20 protein-coding genes and 4 pseudogenes are annotated in these 14,627 nt (G+C 56.9%); 10 read left to right on the forward strand and 14 right to left on the reverse strand.

The genetic code is table 11. The features are described from left to right. The 3 genes and pseudogenes from DJ69_RS18635 to DJ69_RS08125 form a co-directional block, all read left to right on the forward strand. Positions 1-383, forward strand: a pseudogene (locus DJ69_RS18635) (hypothetical protein); the annotation flags it as partial. A gap of 253 nt (positions 384-636) precedes the next feature. After that, positions 637-1,635: pseudogene (locus tag DJ69_RS08120) on the forward strand (IS110 family transposase). A gap of 332 nt (positions 1,636-1,967) precedes the next feature. Next, positions 1,968-2,174 (forward strand): hypothetical protein, encoded by a 207-nt coding sequence (locus tag DJ69_RS08125; protein ID WP_099255164.1) that lies wholly within the window; start codon positions 1,968-1,970, stop codon positions 2,172-2,174. Between the two features lie 117 nt (positions 2,175-2,291). Here DJ69_RS08125 and DJ69_RS19110 read toward each other — a convergent pair whose 3' ends face one another. From DJ69_RS19110 to DJ69_RS19180, 3 genes are read right to left on the reverse strand one after another with little or no spacing between them, the layout of a single operon-like run. After that, on the reverse strand, positions 2,292-2,786 hold the full coding sequence (locus DJ69_RS19110; protein WP_343124786.1) for an MFS transporter: 495 nt from the start codon (positions 2,784-2,786) through the stop codon (positions 2,292-2,294). Positions 2,787-2,789: 3 nt separating this feature from the next. Next, positions 2,790-3,032: a MarR family transcriptional regulator gene (locus DJ69_RS08135; protein WP_099255165.1), complete on the reverse strand. Its 243-nt coding sequence runs from the start codon at positions 3,030-3,032 to the stop codon at positions 2,790-2,792. A 12-nt stretch (positions 3,033-3,044) separates the two neighbouring features. Then, positions 3,045-3,308 (reverse strand): MarR family transcriptional regulator, encoded by a 264-nt coding sequence (locus DJ69_RS19180; protein WP_144050408.1) that lies wholly within the window; start codon positions 3,306-3,308, stop codon positions 3,045-3,047. A 618-nt stretch (positions 3,309-3,926) separates the two neighbouring features. On the opposite strand from DJ69_RS19180, the gene DJ69_RS08140 reads away from it, so the two are divergent. Then, positions 3,927-4,478, forward strand: coding sequence for a hypothetical protein (locus DJ69_RS08140; protein ID WP_218962301.1), 552 nt, complete (start codon positions 3,927-3,929; stop codon positions 4,476-4,478). Next, a pseudogene (locus DJ69_RS08145) lies at positions 4,475-4,609 on the forward strand (IS5/IS1182 family transposase); the annotation flags it as partial. The gene DJ69_RS08140 and the pseudogene DJ69_RS08145, both read left to right, overlap by 4 nt. A gap of 83 nt (positions 4,610-4,692) precedes the next feature. Here DJ69_RS08145 and DJ69_RS08150 read toward each other — a convergent pair. From DJ69_RS08150 to DJ69_RS08155, 3 genes are all read right to left on the reverse strand, one after another. Continuing rightward, positions 4,693-5,148 carry a hypothetical protein gene (locus DJ69_RS08150; RefSeq protein WP_099255166.1) on the reverse strand — a complete coding sequence of 152 codons (456 nt, stop codon included), beginning with the start codon at positions 5,146-5,148 and terminating at the stop codon, positions 4,693-4,695. Positions 5,149-5,851: 703 nt separating this feature from the next. Next, entirely contained in the window at positions 5,852-6,214 is a 363-nt protein-coding gene (locus DJ69_RS17860) for a hypothetical protein (RefSeq protein WP_144050409.1), read from the reverse strand. Between the two features lie 286 nt (positions 6,215-6,500). Then, positions 6,501-6,722 (reverse strand): hypothetical protein, encoded by a 222-nt coding sequence (locus DJ69_RS08155; protein ID WP_099255167.1) that lies wholly within the window; start codon positions 6,720-6,722, stop codon positions 6,501-6,503. Positions 6,723-6,856: 134 nt separating this feature from the next. On the opposite strand from DJ69_RS08155, the gene DJ69_RS17865 reads away from it, so the two are divergent. From DJ69_RS17865 to DJ69_RS18325, 5 genes are read left to right on the forward strand one after another with little or no spacing between them, the layout of a single operon-like run. After that, a complete protein-coding gene (locus DJ69_RS17865; protein WP_144050410.1) occupies positions 6,857-7,078 on the forward strand; it encodes a hypothetical protein in 222 nt (73 codons plus the stop codon). Continuing rightward, positions 7,068-7,454 (forward strand): DUF5658 family protein, encoded by a 387-nt coding sequence (locus DJ69_RS08165; RefSeq protein WP_099255169.1) that lies wholly within the window; start codon positions 7,068-7,070, stop codon positions 7,452-7,454. The genes DJ69_RS17865 and DJ69_RS08165 overlap by 11 nt, the downstream gene beginning before the upstream one ends. Beyond that, positions 7,454-8,020 carry a hypothetical protein gene (locus tag DJ69_RS08170; RefSeq protein WP_099255170.1) on the forward strand — a complete coding sequence of 189 codons (567 nt, stop codon included), beginning with the start codon at positions 7,454-7,456 and terminating at the stop codon, positions 8,018-8,020. Before DJ69_RS08165 ends, DJ69_RS08170 begins: the two co-directional genes overlap by 1 nt. Next, positions 8,017-8,235: a hypothetical protein gene (locus DJ69_RS08175; RefSeq protein ID WP_099255171.1), complete on the forward strand. Its 219-nt coding sequence runs from the start codon at positions 8,017-8,019 to the stop codon at positions 8,233-8,235. The genes DJ69_RS08170 and DJ69_RS08175 overlap by 4 nt, the downstream gene beginning before the upstream one ends. 7 nt (positions 8,236-8,242) lie before the next feature. Beyond that, the gene (locus tag DJ69_RS18325; RefSeq protein ID WP_180271764.1) at positions 8,243-8,404 is read left to right on the forward strand and encodes a hypothetical protein; all 162 of its coding nucleotides are present in this window, start codon (positions 8,243-8,245) and stop codon (positions 8,402-8,404) included. A gap of 119 nt (positions 8,405-8,523) precedes the next feature. On the opposite strand, the gene DJ69_RS08180 is transcribed toward DJ69_RS18325, so the two are convergent. The 8 genes and pseudogenes from DJ69_RS08180 to DJ69_RS08210 all read right to left on the reverse strand — a co-directional run bounded on the left by DJ69_RS08180 (position 8,524) and on the right by DJ69_RS08210 (position 13,480). Beyond that, the gene (locus DJ69_RS08180) at positions 8,524-9,039 is read right to left on the reverse strand and encodes a hypothetical protein (RefSeq protein ID WP_099255172.1); all 516 of its coding nucleotides are present in this window, start codon (positions 9,037-9,039) and stop codon (positions 8,524-8,526) included. Positions 9,040-9,062: 23 nt separating this feature from the next. Beyond that, entirely contained in the window at positions 9,063-9,359 is a 297-nt protein-coding gene (locus DJ69_RS08185) for a hypothetical protein (protein ID WP_099255173.1), read from the reverse strand. Next, positions 9,352-9,876, reverse strand: a complete 525-nt coding sequence (locus tag DJ69_RS08190; RefSeq protein ID WP_099255174.1) for a DUF5131 family protein — start codon at positions 9,874-9,876, stop codon at positions 9,352-9,354. Before DJ69_RS08190 ends, DJ69_RS08185 begins: the two co-directional genes overlap by 8 nt. After that, positions 9,873-10,106, reverse strand: a complete 234-nt coding sequence (locus DJ69_RS18640; RefSeq protein WP_218962302.1) for a hypothetical protein — start codon at positions 10,104-10,106, stop codon at positions 9,873-9,875. The genes DJ69_RS08190 and DJ69_RS18640 overlap by 4 nt, the downstream gene beginning before the upstream one ends. Continuing rightward, positions 10,072-11,097 carry a hypothetical protein gene (locus DJ69_RS18645; protein WP_218962303.1) on the reverse strand — a complete coding sequence of 342 codons (1,026 nt, stop codon included), beginning with the start codon at positions 11,095-11,097 and terminating at the stop codon, positions 10,072-10,074. The genes DJ69_RS18640 and DJ69_RS18645 overlap by 35 nt, the downstream gene beginning before the upstream one ends. Positions 11,098-11,378: 281 nt before the next feature. Continuing rightward, a complete protein-coding gene (locus DJ69_RS08200; protein ID WP_099255175.1) occupies positions 11,379-12,137 on the reverse strand; it encodes a creatininase family protein in 759 nt (252 codons plus the stop codon). A 445-nt stretch (positions 12,138-12,582) separates the two neighbouring features. After that, positions 12,583-12,714 (reverse strand): annotated as a pseudogene (locus tag DJ69_RS08205) (IS5/IS1182 family transposase); the annotation flags it as partial. Then, positions 12,704-13,480 carry a hypothetical protein gene (locus DJ69_RS08210; protein ID WP_099255176.1) on the reverse strand — a complete coding sequence of 259 codons (777 nt, stop codon included), beginning with the start codon at positions 13,478-13,480 and terminating at the stop codon, positions 12,704-12,706. The gene DJ69_RS08210 and the pseudogene DJ69_RS08205, both read right to left, overlap by 11 nt. Positions 13,481-14,627 lie beyond the last annotated feature (1,147 nt).

Below are 14,627 nucleotides of genomic sequence, written 5' to 3' on the forward strand. Positions count from 1 at the left end.
GATCGCTATTCAACACAGCAATTTTTTTCAATTCTGAACTGATTTCGACACTGCCGCCCTCGGTTGGACTCGCGATTGCTGGCATCGTTCTGTTTCAATTGAGGCGAGTTTGGCGATATTTCATTGCGGATCAATCATATCAAAATAAGTCGCCTATGGACGCGATACAGTTTGCATTTGCTCCAGTTACTGAGTTGCTGCTCATGCTTTTTTATGTAGTTGTCCCGATCACGTTTCTGGTCGTGGGTACCGCAATCGTAATAGATGCTGAAGTTACATCACGACTCGTATTGTTGTTGTATCTCGTACCGATGGGAATGATACGGGCGTGGATAGGGAGCTTAGATCCTCAAACAGACGATCTTGAGGTGAGTTTCTCCTGATGACTAGAGAGTGGGAGTTGGTGCCGTGTTGACTCGATGGAAACACTGCTACCCTAGGAGAGCGTGAACCAAGAATGGGGCGCAAGAGACCGACCGCTATTCCGTGCCTTCGAGCACGTCGTGTTGACTGGTCCGTGTGCGAAAGGAGCCGAGTCATGGGCGTGACAGCCCGGATGCCGCGCCCCGCGGCATCCGGGAAAGCCCGAATAGGTGAATCTCTGCTTCACGCACTGGCGTCCCGGCTGAACAAGCTATGTACCTCGGAATCGACATCCACAAACGGTACGCACAGGTGGCAGTGATGGATGAGGCTGGAGAGATCGTCGAAGAGGTTCGCGTCGAGAACGCGAACCTCGACGACCTCGCCCAGCGGTACGCCGGCGCACAAGCCGTGCTTGAGGCGACCTCCAACTACTACCACATCCACGATATGCTGTCCGAGCACTTGGATGTGACTGTCGCTCATCCTAAAAACATCAACCAGATCGCAGACACCGACAAGAAAACCGACCGCGTGGACGCCAAAGAGCTCGCGCGGATGTTACGGTTGAACTCGGTGCCTGAAAGCTACGTTCCGACCGAAGAGGTCAGGGAAGCCCGCGCACGAGTGCGCGGGCGACAGACTCTGGTCGAAAACCGTACCAAGTACGCCAACAAGGTCCATGGACTCCTCTCCGATCATGGCATCACTGAGGACGTGAAACCGCTAACCGTGGAGGGATGAGAGTCCCTGCGGGGACTCTCGATCCCGACACCGTTCGACGCGTTGCTTGAGTCGTACCTCGACCTGATCGAGTCGCTCACCGAAGAGATTCAGAAGCTCGATGAGACGATTGAACAGCGCGCTGGGTCTCTGAAGGAGACCCAGCTGCTGATGACGATCCCCGGGGTGAGCTACTACACGGCGCTGACGATCTACGCGGAGTTAGGTGGGATCGACCGGTTTGACGGTGACAAGCAGGTCGTCAGTTACGTGGGATTGAACCCGGTGATCCGCGAGTCAGGCGACTCGCGGATCGAAGGGGTCATCTCGAAACGTGGATCAGGGCGTGTACGATGGCTGCTCGTCCAAGCAGCAAACACCGCAGTTCATACCTGTAACGACGAGTATCTCAGTCGGTTTTACGACCGGTTAGCAAGCCGGAAGAACTCACAGAAAGCAATCGTGGCGGCAGCTCGGAAGATGCTGGTGTCGATCTACCACATGCTTGATCGGGGAGAAGCGTATGATCCACCGGGTGTGACCGCATAGACGAGGGATCTGAGGGCCGCCGGTCCGGCGGCCCTCAGTGGGCGGCCGAGGCCCTCCATGAGCGCCAGCTATCGCCAGACAGCGACCGCACCGTAGACACGTTCCGACCGCCTGCCGGTTGTGAGCACAACGGATCCCCCGACGTCGTAATCATTTTGTCACTAGACGTGATTTGATCGGCTAGCAGCGTTTCTATAGGTGAAATACTCTTTTCCAGACAGATTTTCGCCTGAAACAGCCGGTCGATGAGAACTGCGTATTGATCGTCTTCGGTATCTGGCAACCATGTCCTAACCGATACGAATTTGAAGACTCGTTAAACAGTATCGTTTATGCAGTTCGGAAATTTGGTCTCCGCTCACCTCCCAAATGCTGTAGTTGCTGCGACCATATTTACGCTCTACAACATCTATACTGGCGATGTTGCTGACCCAGTCACGATTGGTGTCGAATATCTCACCTACGTTACTGTAATCTTCATCGGATTCGTAGTTATCACCCCCGTGTTGAACAAGACATTCGGCAGTGGTTCAACGTAAATCCTCTATACTGAGCGATTGAGGGTGTGGAACTGTCTCCTGTAGATAATTTCAACAAAGCCGAGAAACTGTAGGTTATCTCGGAACCTCTCCGTTTCGACGGTACAAGAACCCTAACTAATGCGTTGGCTCCGGTTCAGCGAAGCCGAATTCTCCGAACCGGCCCAAGAGCACGACGAGTCCAAGACCGACAGCACCTGCACCGATCAAGAACGGCACTGTCGCGCCGTACACCTGGCCGAGATAGCCCGCCGTAATTGGCGCGAATGCGCCGCCGGTGAACCGGAGACTATTGAACGCCCCCGAGGCTGCCGACCGGCTGTGTGGGGAAATTCCCATTGCAAGTGTCGTCAGGTTCGCATTCAAAACCCCACAGAGAAGTCCCCCCAAAGTACGTACCCGAAATAGAAAATTATATTTTATTGATAATTCACCAATTGGGGAAGACACCGCCAAAATAATCAGATGGTTTACTAATGTCAAACTGAAGCTGACGAATGTGGAGGATGAACTTGGCGCTCGGTGGGTGCGACGAGCCAGATGACGCAGTTGCCATACCCGAATGATGTGGATTACGGAGAGTAATCCTACCGACACGAGCGCATTTCGCACACGCTATCCACTCTCCTCACTGTCTACTGGGACCACGAGCTGGCCGTTGGGTCTGGCGGGGTCGGTGCGTTTCTCAACGAATCCGGCCTCGGCGAGGTCCGTCACTACGCTGTGAACAGTCGATTTGGAGAGTGTGGTCTCGTCGACGATCTTGGGCGTGGACAGTGGGCCCTTGTCCTCGAGGACGAACGCGATGAACCGCGCATTCGGAGGAATGTCGACGTCGAGAATGAGGAGCGTAGGCATGTTGGATTGTGATTACTGGGAGGACTCACTCGGCGCCGTCTCTGACGTCGATGTCGTTGGCACGACGATATACCGCCCCGGTGAGCCGGGGTCTCGCTGGCGTTCTACAAACCCCTTCTCAGCGGGCCGCTCACTTACACGCTGAACGGATCGTCTTGGAAGCCCGGTCTGCTCGGCAAGAGCTCGAATCGGCATCGGGCCAGTGTCTTTCAACACGTACGTAACGTACTTCGCACTCGGGGGGAGATCCGTGGTCACGGCGGGGGCAGTAGCCATGCTGTTCGATAGGGCAGAACAACGTGGGTACCGACGAATCGGGTGTGACCGACCTGTCGACAGCCGCCTCCCTGAACGGCTCTCCCTAACTCACATCCACCTCTATCAGGTGAGTATGAAAATTTGGGTGCCGGATCTGACTTACAGCTTCGACTTAGCTGATTGGACGTTCTTAGAGATGGCTTGGCGTAGAAGTATCTACTCACAACTGTCTCTGTATTACTGAGAGTTGGCGTGATATGACCGTTTCCGGCCGGTGGACCCGCAAAGACTTCCAGATTCTACTATACAAGCACCCGACAACAACTTCAGCCTCCCTCGATGAGCGTCTGACTTAATCTTAAGGTTAGGGATATCTTCAGACATAAATGTATTATAGATGATCAATCCACGGCAGCACTCAATGACGCCGAAGAATCCCATGCTCGGTATGCCGAGCAGTTAGGGTTCATCGAGGACCGCACACCGTTCGCGGCGGAATCACTCCCTGACACGCGAGTTGCCGTCCGAGTCAACGATGACCTGCTTCAGGAGGTTGCCTCGCACATCCTCACCCGCGCCGGGCACGTCTCGGTGATCGACAAGCGAGGTGCTGGGAAGACACACTTCCGAGAGCTCGTGTACGACGCGCTGAGCGAGGGCCCACGCAGCGACGAGTTTGCCATCGCCCGCATCCGCGAGGTTGAGAGCATCACCACACGCCGACTCTACACGCGGCTGCTCGACGAACTCGATGCGTACGATGAGCTCGACATCCCCGAGACCTATCCACGAGCGACCGACGAGGTCCGCCAGGTGGTTGAGGATGTCGTCGAGCAGTTGGAGGCGGCAGACCTCACGTGTATCGTTCAGGTGGATCAACTTGAGGACGCGGCCCGGAACACGCGTACCTTCGAGCAGTTGCTCGCCGGGCTTCAGAGCATCGGCGATCTCGGCGAGACCAGGCCAGCGTTCATCCTCTTCCTCTTCGGCACGCCCGAGGCAGGCGACCGACTCGACGAGCTGCGGGAGACGCTGTCGTCGCGGCTGGTCGCCAAGGACCGCTCGCTCGAACGCTTCGAATTCTCCGAGACTGAGGAGTTGATCGCTCGCTGGCTGGCGTGGGCCCGCGACGAAGAGTACACCGAGGGGTATCTCTCCGATCCGTACACGGCCTCGGCGATCCTATGACCGAAACCGTGAACTCTGCTGTCAAGCGCTCGCTCGGCTTCGCCGTGCGAGCGTGCTCGTGGTTTCGTGAGTTCCGCGAGATCGCGCTGATGTGTGTCGTCTATAACATCAAACGCTTCGTCAAACAGTGAATCTCTACGCCTTACAGCGATTCAACACAGCCCTCCGCGTGGTTCTACGGACATCCTTCTCTAGCTCTTGGAGATTAGTTACTCTACCAGATCTCGTTCACTTGGTGACGTACGAACATTAGCGGGAGGCCCGCTAGACCACCCACAAGGACGGCTATACACAGTACAAGTGCTATGAGGAACGCGTTCATCGGGACAATCAGCATCTCAACTTCCCAAATAGCCACGAACACAATCGTCCACACCAGACCTGTGAGTAGGGCCGTAGCACCACCGACGATCACTCCGTGGCGATACAATCCAGCATCTCGTCGTTCCACGACTCCCCACCACGCCCCTGCCCCGAAGACAAACGCTGGAGACGCAAAGACGATGCTAAAGTTCGTAACGTGGAGGCCAATTACCTCTGCGAACACCGACAGTATAGAGTAGAGGTTCGATGATAAGGTGACTCCGACAATGAACATATAAATTCCCGTAAAGATGGACCATGCCATCGTTGATGTGCTACCGGCATCTGCTTGGAGGGCAGTTGTCATAAGCGGAGGCAGAAGCAGTATCTGAATAAATTTTCTTATTCGAGATATACTGGCTCAGTTCTTCTACTCGGAAACAAGGAGTCTAAGTTGTTCCGTATGCAGTACTCAGCGACCAGCCGTTTCAGACGGCAATGTGTCTGAAGAATAGGATTTCAACAGAGCCGATGAAGGGTAAAATGGGGCCTCACTTCCGGAGTGGGGGCGACAGGAATGAGACGACCGTGGTGCGATCAGACGAGGTGCCGGTCCTCAGGAACGTGAGTCTGTGTAATCGTGACGCTGTACTTCGATTCACAATCAGGACATGTGACCCACTCGGTAAGCACTTGACCGTTTTCTGATACTGCCTCGACTGCTGTCCCACACGAACAACCCAATTCGATCTGCATATACTACTACCGACTGATTGTCATTTATATTTCTTTTGAACTATATTATCTTTTGTGTAACATTTCCCCATGGAAACGACAACCAAAAATCACTACACAACGTGTGTGGATAGGTTGATGTCTACAAGATTCGGAGCGTCGGGGGCTTCGTCGATGACAGAGTACAACCACCGGTGGTCAAGCCACCCACGTTCGACGAGGTCGTACGCCCGAAGCTGGTCGAGTTTATGCCGCCGTTCTCGACGCCTGATTGGCGTCCTCTCCCGGTCCGAGTATACCGCTTCCTGAACCTCTTCGTGCCGCGAATGGATCTTTCACACACCCACGGCACCAGCGTAACCACCACAGTTGAATCGGCTACTTTGTCCGATGCCATTGCTATCGAATATCGGTTGGTGAAAAAAGTTGCTCGCATCGGGTCGGGTAGCTATTCTTTCAATTGACACACGGCTCACCCCCGAAAGCTGCGATACAGCAGCGCCTTCTATGAAACCTAAAATAAAACCAATGGCATATAAATACAATTCTAGACATATTAAGCACATACTCTTATCACAGTTGCGTAATAGAATATGTGTATAGACTAACGTATGAGAGACAATACCAACCGAGTGTCCGGAGAGGTGGATTTCTTTCGAGAGGAGTCCGCTCAGGTTACCCGTGAATTGTTGGCTCATGGCCTGATACCCGAAGGACGAAAAAAAACTGTGCGAGGGTTGCTGGAAGAGGGTAAGCCGGAGAAAGCGCTCCGAGTCGCGCTGTTCGGGGACCGAAGGTAGCGTTGTGGTGTCAGCAGATAAGGGCACCTGAACGCAGGATGGTGGCGGTGTCAATGAAGAGCTAGACATCAATTCCACCCATTTGTTCGCTGTCGGCTCAAGATCGGCGGCGATATCACGCAGGTCTTCGGCGTCGAGTTCGGCCGCGTGGCGCTGAATGACGGTCCGCGATCGTCGGTATCGCTCATAGGCCCTCACTCTCCTGGGGGCTGCCGAGCGCCATCACCAACTGGGCAAGCTCGTCGTTCGTGAACGACTGGTGCGTGTCCATCGTTGTGTCGTGTTCCAACCCGGCGAGCGAGTCGATCTCTCGCCGGAGGTCGGTGGCTGTGTTCGCCTCAGCGAGGACGAAAGCCCGTGCCTCGAACGGCCAGTCTTCGTACTCGTCGGGCGCGTCGAGGTTCATGTCTCACCTGCAACGACGCCGACGCGTGGGTCATCGTTGTTCGCGGGCCACGGTCGATCAGCGAGTACGCCGACGCGATCGGCCACCGGTCGATCCCCGAGGGCTGGGAAGCATTCGACCCCGAGACGACCGACGTGATCCACTTTGTCCCGCTCGATGGGAAGGACGACGTGATCGCCCGGCTCGAAGGCGCGCGGTTGGACGGGCATCGAGAGGTTGCGACGGACCTCCTCGATCGCGCCGACAGCCGACCGCTGGTCGGTGCGCTTCCACACTTCACCGTGCTCGGGCCGACCGAACAGGGCGATTCGACCGATACCGCCGAATCCACCTTGGAGGAGCGCCATGTCGAGTAGCTACGGCTGGGGTTCGGGCGGTCAGATCGGCCGTCAGTGGGTCGATTTCGACGCCGATCAGCGCGACGTCATGCTCGCGGCGGCCGCGTGGACGCTCCTCGTGATCGCGTCGCTCCTCGACTTCGTGACGACGCAGTTCGGGCTCACCGCCGGGTTCACCGAGGACAACCCCGTCATCAAGGCGGCCATCCACCAGTTCGGGTTCGCCGGCTTCGCCGCGTTCAAACTCGGCGCACTCGCGGTGGTCGCAACGGCAGTCCTGATCCTCCGCGAGTGGTCGCGGACGGCCGCGGCGGGCGTCGTTGCCTTCGGGTCACTGCTTACGTCGCTGGCGGCGCTGACGAACGCGCTCGCGCTCCACGGGGTGCTCGGTTGATGGAGACGCGTCGTACCGCCGGGCCGTCCGCCTATCGCCTCCTGGTCGAGTGTGAGGGCTCGCCGTTCGCACCGTCGTCCGCGACGAAGCCCGTCGCCGACGTGCTCGCTGGCCGCCGGACGAACGACGCGATCGACGCCGGCGCGTGGCTCGATGCTCTCGCTGCGGCGCGGGGAACTGTCGCGATCTACTTCGGTCTCCCGGCCGATCACGAGTGGTGGCTCGCGTACGACGACACCGCAGATGACGAGTCTGCGTACCACCGCTGGTACACCTATCCGTCTGCCAGGTGGACGCACGAGACCGCCCCGCGGCGGATCCTCGAACAGTCTCTCGCCGACCTCGATATCGGTCGGGGCGACGACAGCACGACGATCTACCGGTCGCGTATTGTCCCGACGCGGGACGCCCCTGAGTACGTTCGAGAGCGCGTGAAACCCGCACAAGTCTGTGATACCGGTATCGGTATCGAAATCGGTACCGATACCGATACCGCCCACGGTACCGAAAACGATACCGTGCCGGCTGAGCACGACGACAGTATGGACGCGGGGGAGTCGGTGTGAGCAACTCCGACGGCGACGTGCGCTGGAGCGCGCTCTCGATCGATCAGCTCGTCGAGGAGTACTGGTCGACGATCGCGCCGGCCATGCGCGACGACGGCATGGATCCAGAGAGCGAGCACCCACCTCACCGGTGGCTGAAAGACGGGTTCGGCGGGCTCATCTACACCCTACGTGAACACCCACGACCGGACGCCGGCGGAGTTTTTCCGCGGTGACGTGGGTGTGGTTCCTCACGACGGGTACGAATGGGAGCTCGGCGACGACGCGGTCGCGATCGCTCTCGATCGCCACGTCGACGCGCTCCGCGATCGCGGGCTCGCCGAAGAGGGGTATCACGACGGGCACGTTCTGGACGGCGTCGGGTTGGACGACGTAGAAGAGTAGGCCGCGTTACCCGTTGAGAATCAAGGTTCTTCGCCGTCGTCGTATCCGTGCGCCTTTAGGTGTACTCGCAGATCGTCCCAACCGTCACGTCGTCACGGGGAAGCGACCCCGCCTCGGGGTCAGTCATCGGTCTCCTCCGTGAACCGAAACGCGTTGAGCGAGGCGTTCGCGGCCGCTTTCGCCTCGATCTCTCGCTCGGCGACACACCACTCGCACCACCAGTCGTCGGGCGTGTCTGGGTCGACGCGCTCCGTCTCGTCGAGGTCGACCCGCGCGTCGGAGTCCCGGATGACCCGGAGACACTGCGAACACATTTCGTCCTGGTCGGCGGGCACGAGGAGACCGTCCACCAGCCCGATCCGCTCCATCACGTCGAACGCGGTGACGTACTGCGAAATCCGCGTGACCGTCCACTCGTTGCCCTGAATACGGTGCCCACCACGCTCGATCGTGTCGAACTGCTCGTACGTGCTGAACGAGTCGCCGTGTTCGCGATTCAGGTGGCGGGCGCCTCGCTTCGCGATCGACGGCAGCTCGTCGCCGGCGAAGATCGTCGAACAGTCGCGCCGGGAGCATTCGAACCGGAAGGCGTCGAGGTCCGGGTCAGCCGCTGGCGTGTCGTCACTCCGGGACATCAGCACCAACACCCCTCTTCGGCTCACGAGGCCAGCACGTCGTTCTTCTGCTCGCGCGAGTAGCCGCTGTAGTCACTGTCGCGTTGCATCGTCCCGATCGACTCGGCGAGGTCGGCTGGTACATGCCACGAGACCTGCCCCATCGGCGTCTCGATCCAGACGATCGCCCACTCGTCGCCGGCGTCCGGCGCCGGCTTCCGCCCCGACGGCGCGTCGGTCGCAACGGCGAGCGCACACGCCAGCAGGTTGCGCTCGCGGTACACGTCTTCGAGCGCCTTTTCGTCCTGTTCGTCGGCGGTATCGCTTTCGGTATCAGTCATGCTTCGGCCTCCAGGTGCTCGCGCGCGTCTCGAACCACCGGGTGCGGCTCGGGCAGTTCACGGATCGTCTTCTGACGTAGACGCCGTGCGTCTCGTGTTCCACGGTGAGGTCGGTCCCTGTCTCGGGATGCCGACCAGCGCTCTGCTTGAAGAAGAACCGAACATCGTCGCGTCGACACTGGTCGCGGATGGACCGCGCCCACTCGTGTTCCATGTCTCGGTAGCCGTCACCAGATTCGCCACCGACGATCGCCCAGTCGTAGCCGGAGAGGTCGACTTCGCCGACCGGACCGATCAGCGGTTCGAACGAGACGAACTCCCCGCCGTCGTCCTCGGGGAGTCGAACGACGCCCACGCGGCGGTCCAGTTCCAGCCGAGCCATCGATCCAGCGGCCGAGTAAACCTGCTGCTCGGTGAGGCCCGTGTGCTGAGTGACCTCGCGAACGGTCAGTTCGGGGTAGTCGCTCGCCTCGATCGTCTCCCGGATCTGCTCCGGGACAGATTGCTCACCCGTCATCGGTTCATCATTGCTCGGTCGCTCACGCAGGAGTCACACTCGTCGTAGGAGAGTGAAACTGTCCCGTGGCGCGGGCAGAACGCCTCGACCGACACGTCATCGAGCGTGCAGTCGAAGTCCGGATGAGCGATGTGCCCCTCCGGCGTTTCGGCCAGATCACGGGCGTACTCTACTTCGTCCTCGATGCCGCAGTTCTCACACGAGAGGCGAATGTGGACGCCAGACGCCATCTCCTTCGCCTTCTGGAGGTCGGTCTTGTGGTCGGTCGGCCTCCGTGAGAATGTCCTTCGCGAGCCGCTTCATCGTCTCCCACTCGGCCTTGACGGCGCCGCCGTTCGCCGTTGCGACGATCTGATCGCCCTCGGAGTGAACCTCGGGATCGTCGGGGTTGGAGCAACCGTCAGTCACGAGGTCGCGAAGCTTGTCAGTCGGCGTCTCGCCACGCTCTTCGCGGTCCCAGCGAGCGACGTGTTCGAGGTGCGAGATTGCGAGTTGGAGGTGGTTCTCCGCCTCACCGTCGTCGACGCGATCGGCGATTTCTTGCAGATCGTGACACGTCTCGTCGAGCGTGTCGGCGATCCGCGGGTCGGATTCTTCGCCGCCGTCCGTCACGGCGTTACCGCGCTCGCGACGCCGCTCCAGTTCCTCCCGGTCAGCGAGTGCCACGTCCACCTTCGCCGACGCGATCGACGCGAGCGCCTTCGACCGCTCGATCGGCGTCTTCTCGAAGTCGTCTATCTCGTGGTACTGCACGACCGCTTCGTCGACGCCGTCGCCTAAGCCCTCGTAGAACCACGTCAGAGACTCGCGCTCGCGGTTCACGCGCCGGACGAGTTGGTCGTCGCCCAGCACGTCGAAGCGCCCGGAATCGACGTGTGCGAGCCGGAGCGTCGCAGCCACGTCGAACGGGTAGGCGTCATCAACCATCTCCACCGACGGATGGTCCGGGTGTGCGGCAGCGTTGAACGCCGCGCCGCCGGGATCGTCGGGCAGCGCGTCGATCTGCCGTTGGACCGCTTCGGAGTCGGTCGGCTCCGTGTCGCCGACCTCGATCAGTTCGTACCCGTCCGGGTGGATGACGATCGCCGCGTCCTCCAGCGCCGGCTGGGGATCTGTGCTACTACCGCCGTCTGCTTGCGTAGGGGGTTGTGCCATAGTGGCTGGTTCCAGCCGACCGGCGCCGTCGTCGACGCCGGCGAGCGACTCAGAACCTATCTGCATCTCTTTGTGACATTCTCACAATACTTTACCTCTCAACTCTTGTCTGCTGTTTCAACCGCTCTAAGCTAGAGATAGTAGTGAATGAGTTCAGCACTTGCGGCAAAAATACAGTACGAAAAATATCAGTCGTCGTCACGGTTCGCGGTTGATGTCCTAAGATCCCAAGTGAATCCGATAGTGACGGCTCTGTTGAAATCCTATTCTTCAGATAGATCCTCGCACGAAACAGCCGGTCGCTGAAGAGTGCGTATTGCCGACCAAATCTGAATACAGGTCACCGGTTAGACTGACCGGCGTTCGGTCTCGATGTGGTCAGCGTAGGTGTTCACCACTTTCTGTATGATTGTTTCGCCAGCCTCAGCGGTCGCTTTAGTCGGATCTCCAAGTACACCGTTTTCGGTGATTGATTTGAATCCTTCACTGAGAAGACGACTAGTCGAGATTGGCCCTTCAGTACCGGATTCAATGTTCTCCATCCTGACGAGATTCTCATTTATCGCTAACACCACCGCTGTCTCGGCTGCCCCAGCGTGGATCACATCCTGCTCGTAATCGATCCCCGCCTCGCTCAGGCCGTCGTTCAGTAATCGCATGTGCTCATCGAGGTTCGCGAGTGGAATTACTGTCGCGTCAATTTCTCGACCGACATCAGGTGCGACAGTTTTGACCGGGGCGAAATTTCCGCCGTGCGTCGGGACTAAGACGATTTCCTCGAAGCCGTGTTCATCGAGTGACCGGCAGTATCCCCGGATCACATCCATCAGTGTCTCAGGCGGGATTGTAATCGTCCCAGGGAACTCCATGTGGTGACCCGAGCAACCGGGCCGAATTGTCGGCGCAGCAAGCGCATCTCCCAGTGTCTCTGCGATACGTCGGGAGAGTTCGTCACCGTCCAGTGTGTCCATGTTCAGCGGTAGATGGGGGCCGTGCTGTTCGATCGAGCCAACGGAGATTATCGCGGTCCGTGTGCCGTTTTTGAGAGCCGATTCAACCTCTGGCCATACCATCTCCTCAAGGAGTATTGACCCACGAGAAGGCATACACGAGCTATCTCCCACCAGATAGGCAAAAATATTGCCATGATTAGGAGGGACGCCGTATAGCTCTAAGCGGTTCTGTTGAAATCCTCTTCTTCAGACAGATCTTCGCCTGAAACATCCGGTTGATGAGAACTGCGTATTGCGGGGCGGATTAAAAATTAAAACTCGGAGAACAAATATTTATTATTTGATCTCGTTTGAAACTAAATGTGAATAACTACCATTTGTCTTCTCGCCAGAATGCTCTCTTTGGATTCTTTGTTGGAGCTTTAGCCTCACTCTTCGTTCAAGCATTATTCTTTTCTGGCCCAGTTGAATTTCATCGCGCAATTGGTACTGGTATCGGACTGGGGTTCGTGTTCTTCATCATCTCACCCATCAAACAATAGCTCTGATAGCAAAATATTTCTTCTAATCTGGTGTATGAGTCCCCTGTATTGACCGCTTAGAGTGATCGGTCTACATTATGAATGAGACAGGCGATGGTGAGTTCACGGAACTGTTTCCACCAGCGCTGTGAGCGGACGAACGCACCATACTTCCGCTTGAGTGTCGAATTGACAGTCTCAGATTGACTTAGGTGTCTGTGAGACATCAACCGGATTTTGTTCCGGGTGGTTCTGGTCGTCCTCTTGATCTCGTAGCTGGAGGTATGCCGATGCGATGGTCGCGTAGTACGGCACGAAAAATGCCGCTGTAAGGACGACCGTCACAACATCGGCTACGATTGGGAGGCCAGCAAGAGTCAACAATGGCGTGATAGTACCGATGACACCCCCAAAGATCGCAGACATAACAACGAGGATGCCGAGTTTAAGCCGAGATCCACGAGCCAGGTCCCAGCTCCGCTTGAGGCTGCTGATGATTCCCCGTTCTTCGACAGCGACAGCAAAAATAAAAAACAAGAACGAAGCTGCGAGGAATAAGCCTGGAAAAATCAAGAGAACGGTTCCGAACATAATCGAGACAGTGATGATCAGGCCCCCAACAAGCGCGAAAATAGTGGTCTGTCCGAGCTGTTGACTCAGCGACGCAGGGAATCGAGACATCTCGCTCGGCGATTGCGCAAACGTTCGCGAGAGGATAACAAAATACGTCGCACTCAAAATCATGAGCGAGACGAACAGAACCACACTGACACTACCGGGAATCGGGAGCGTGATCCCGGCAGCCTGGCTAAACTGTTCGGCAGCCTGTGGGGGAATAAGCCCTAGCACAGCGCTGTTAGCGCTTATTTGAAGCCCGAACTGGATCGCGAGAAATCCAAGAAATAGGATTCCACCCGTTCGGGAAACTGTTCGGCGAATGCCGTCGCTAATCGCATGGCTGAGTTGGAGGGCCATACAGATCTGGAATGCTCTGTCCGTTGTAATAAAACAACTGAAAACGGCTATAGACTAAAAGTGGTTTCGTAGTTATCAAAGCCCACTTGCAGTCGTCAGCCCGTAATTGGGCTGTATGCTTGCCCTCCCACATTTTTCATCACGAATCATACTTGCTGTCTGTTCGACTGGTCTCGCTGCGATTACCTGGTCGATTGCCCATTCAATGCGAGGGTGCCCGGAGCAGCCACATCTGTGGCTTCCGCGTCTTCTCACCCGGTTTGTTTCAGACATCCGTCGACAAGAGCGGGTAACTTTTGTTTGGGTTGGAATTTTACTCTGGTCAGGTGCCGTGACTGCGCTCCACTTTTCTGGACTCATATTCGACATTTATGCCTCGGTGTCGTGGTGGGATCTCCTCACTCACACCATGGGTGGTTCTGGTGTCGCTGCTCTAGCCTTGCTCACTCACCGAAAACAAGTGGTAACTCGCGAGGCAGTTTGGTGGGTTGTCCCGATCGTTATCGCTATTGGATCGGGGTTTGAAGTATATGAGTTCATTTTCAGGTCATTCTGGCACGAATAGACTCTTCGTGAGTATGCTATTGATACGGCTGTCGATCTTGTTATGAATACACTTGGTTCTATTATCATTGCGTCTGTCACAAAAGGCTATACAGGAGTGGCTGACAATTCGGGGACAAGCTTCTCTACTCTCAATCACGCAGACTAGCTGGAACGACCGGTTGACGGTATGAATGTATCGAAACTGGGGTGTTTCGTGGCTTCGAAACCACGAAAGCATCCACGTGGTGACCACGCAACTCAATTCTACACTCAGCTGTTTTTATGAACCCTGAACGGTCGTGACCGATTCATTCGATTGCTAAGTATGTATGATTGGTCAAATTGCTACTCAGGGAAAGACAGTTAGCTCAAATCCATATCAAATTCCCTCATAAATTGCGTACATGTTCGAAAACGTCGTATACCCTCGATAATCGTTGTATGCTCCGATATGGTCGGCAGCGTTGAGTTGTGTGAGGACTGCATCAAGCCCGTCCGACATCGGTGGCGCCTCCTCATAGAACCCCGAAACGGGTCGTCCATCCGTTGCCGTATCGACTATGTCTGTTCCTTACTTGAGAGAGCGCTCTTGTGTAGCACA

Source organism: Halorubrum persicum, assembly GCF_002727125.1.
GTDB classification, from domain to species: domain Archaea; phylum Halobacteriota; class Halobacteria; order Halobacteriales; family Haloferacaceae; genus Halorubrum; species Halorubrum persicum.

What these genes read in the sequence shown, in the direction of transcription:
- DJ69_RS08125 (WP_099255164.1), top strand. Translation starts at nt 1,968, where the DNA reads ATGCAGTTCGGAAATTTGGTCTCCGCTCACCTCCCAAATGCTGTAGTT.
- DJ69_RS08135 (WP_099255165.1), bottom strand. Translation starts at nt 3,032, where the DNA reads ATGCCTACGCTCCTCATTCTCGACGTCGACATTCCTCCGAATGCGCGG.
- DJ69_RS19180 (WP_144050408.1), bottom strand. Translation starts at nt 3,308, where the DNA reads ATGGCTACTGCCCCCGCCGTGACCACGGATCTCCCCCCGAGTGCGAAG.
- DJ69_RS08150 (WP_099255166.1), bottom strand. Translation starts at nt 5,148, where the DNA reads ATGACAACTGCCCTCCAAGCAGATGCCGGTAGCACATCAACGATGGCA.
- DJ69_RS17860 (WP_144050409.1), bottom strand. Translation starts at nt 6,214, where the DNA reads ATGAGCCAACAATTCACGGGTAACCTGAGCGGACTCCTCTCGAAAGAA.
- DJ69_RS08155 (WP_099255167.1), bottom strand. Translation starts at nt 6,722, where the DNA reads ATGAACCTCGACGCGCCCGACGAGTACGAAGACTGGCCGTTCGAGGCA.
- DJ69_RS08165 (WP_099255169.1), top strand. Translation starts at nt 7,068, where the DNA reads ATGTCGAGTAGCTACGGCTGGGGTTCGGGCGGTCAGATCGGCCGTCAG.
- DJ69_RS08170 (WP_099255170.1), top strand. Translation starts at nt 7,454, where the DNA reads ATGGAGACGCGTCGTACCGCCGGGCCGTCCGCCTATCGCCTCCTGGTC.
- DJ69_RS08180 (WP_099255172.1), bottom strand. Translation starts at nt 9,039, where the DNA reads ATGTCCCGGAGTGACGACACGCCAGCGGCTGACCCGGACCTCGACGCC.
- DJ69_RS08185 (WP_099255173.1), bottom strand. Translation starts at nt 9,359, where the DNA reads ATGACTGATACCGAAAGCGATACCGCCGACGAACAGGACGAAAAGGCG.
- DJ69_RS08190 (WP_099255174.1), bottom strand. Translation starts at nt 9,876, where the DNA reads ATGACGGGTGAGCAATCTGTCCCGGAGCAGATCCGGGAGACGATCGAG.
- DJ69_RS18640 (WP_218962302.1), bottom strand. Translation starts at nt 10,106, where the DNA reads ATGGCGTCTGGCGTCCACATTCGCCTCTCGTGTGAGAACTGCGGCATC.
- DJ69_RS18645 (WP_218962303.1), bottom strand. Translation starts at nt 11,097, where the DNA reads ATGCAGATAGGTTCTGAGTCGCTCGCCGGCGTCGACGACGGCGCCGGT.
- DJ69_RS08200 (WP_099255175.1), bottom strand. Translation starts at nt 12,137, where the DNA reads ATGCCTTCTCGTGGGTCAATACTCCTTGAGGAGATGGTATGGCCAGAG.
- DJ69_RS08210 (WP_099255176.1), bottom strand. Translation starts at nt 13,480, where the DNA reads ATGGCCCTCCAACTCAGCCATGCGATTAGCGACGGCATTCGCCGAACA.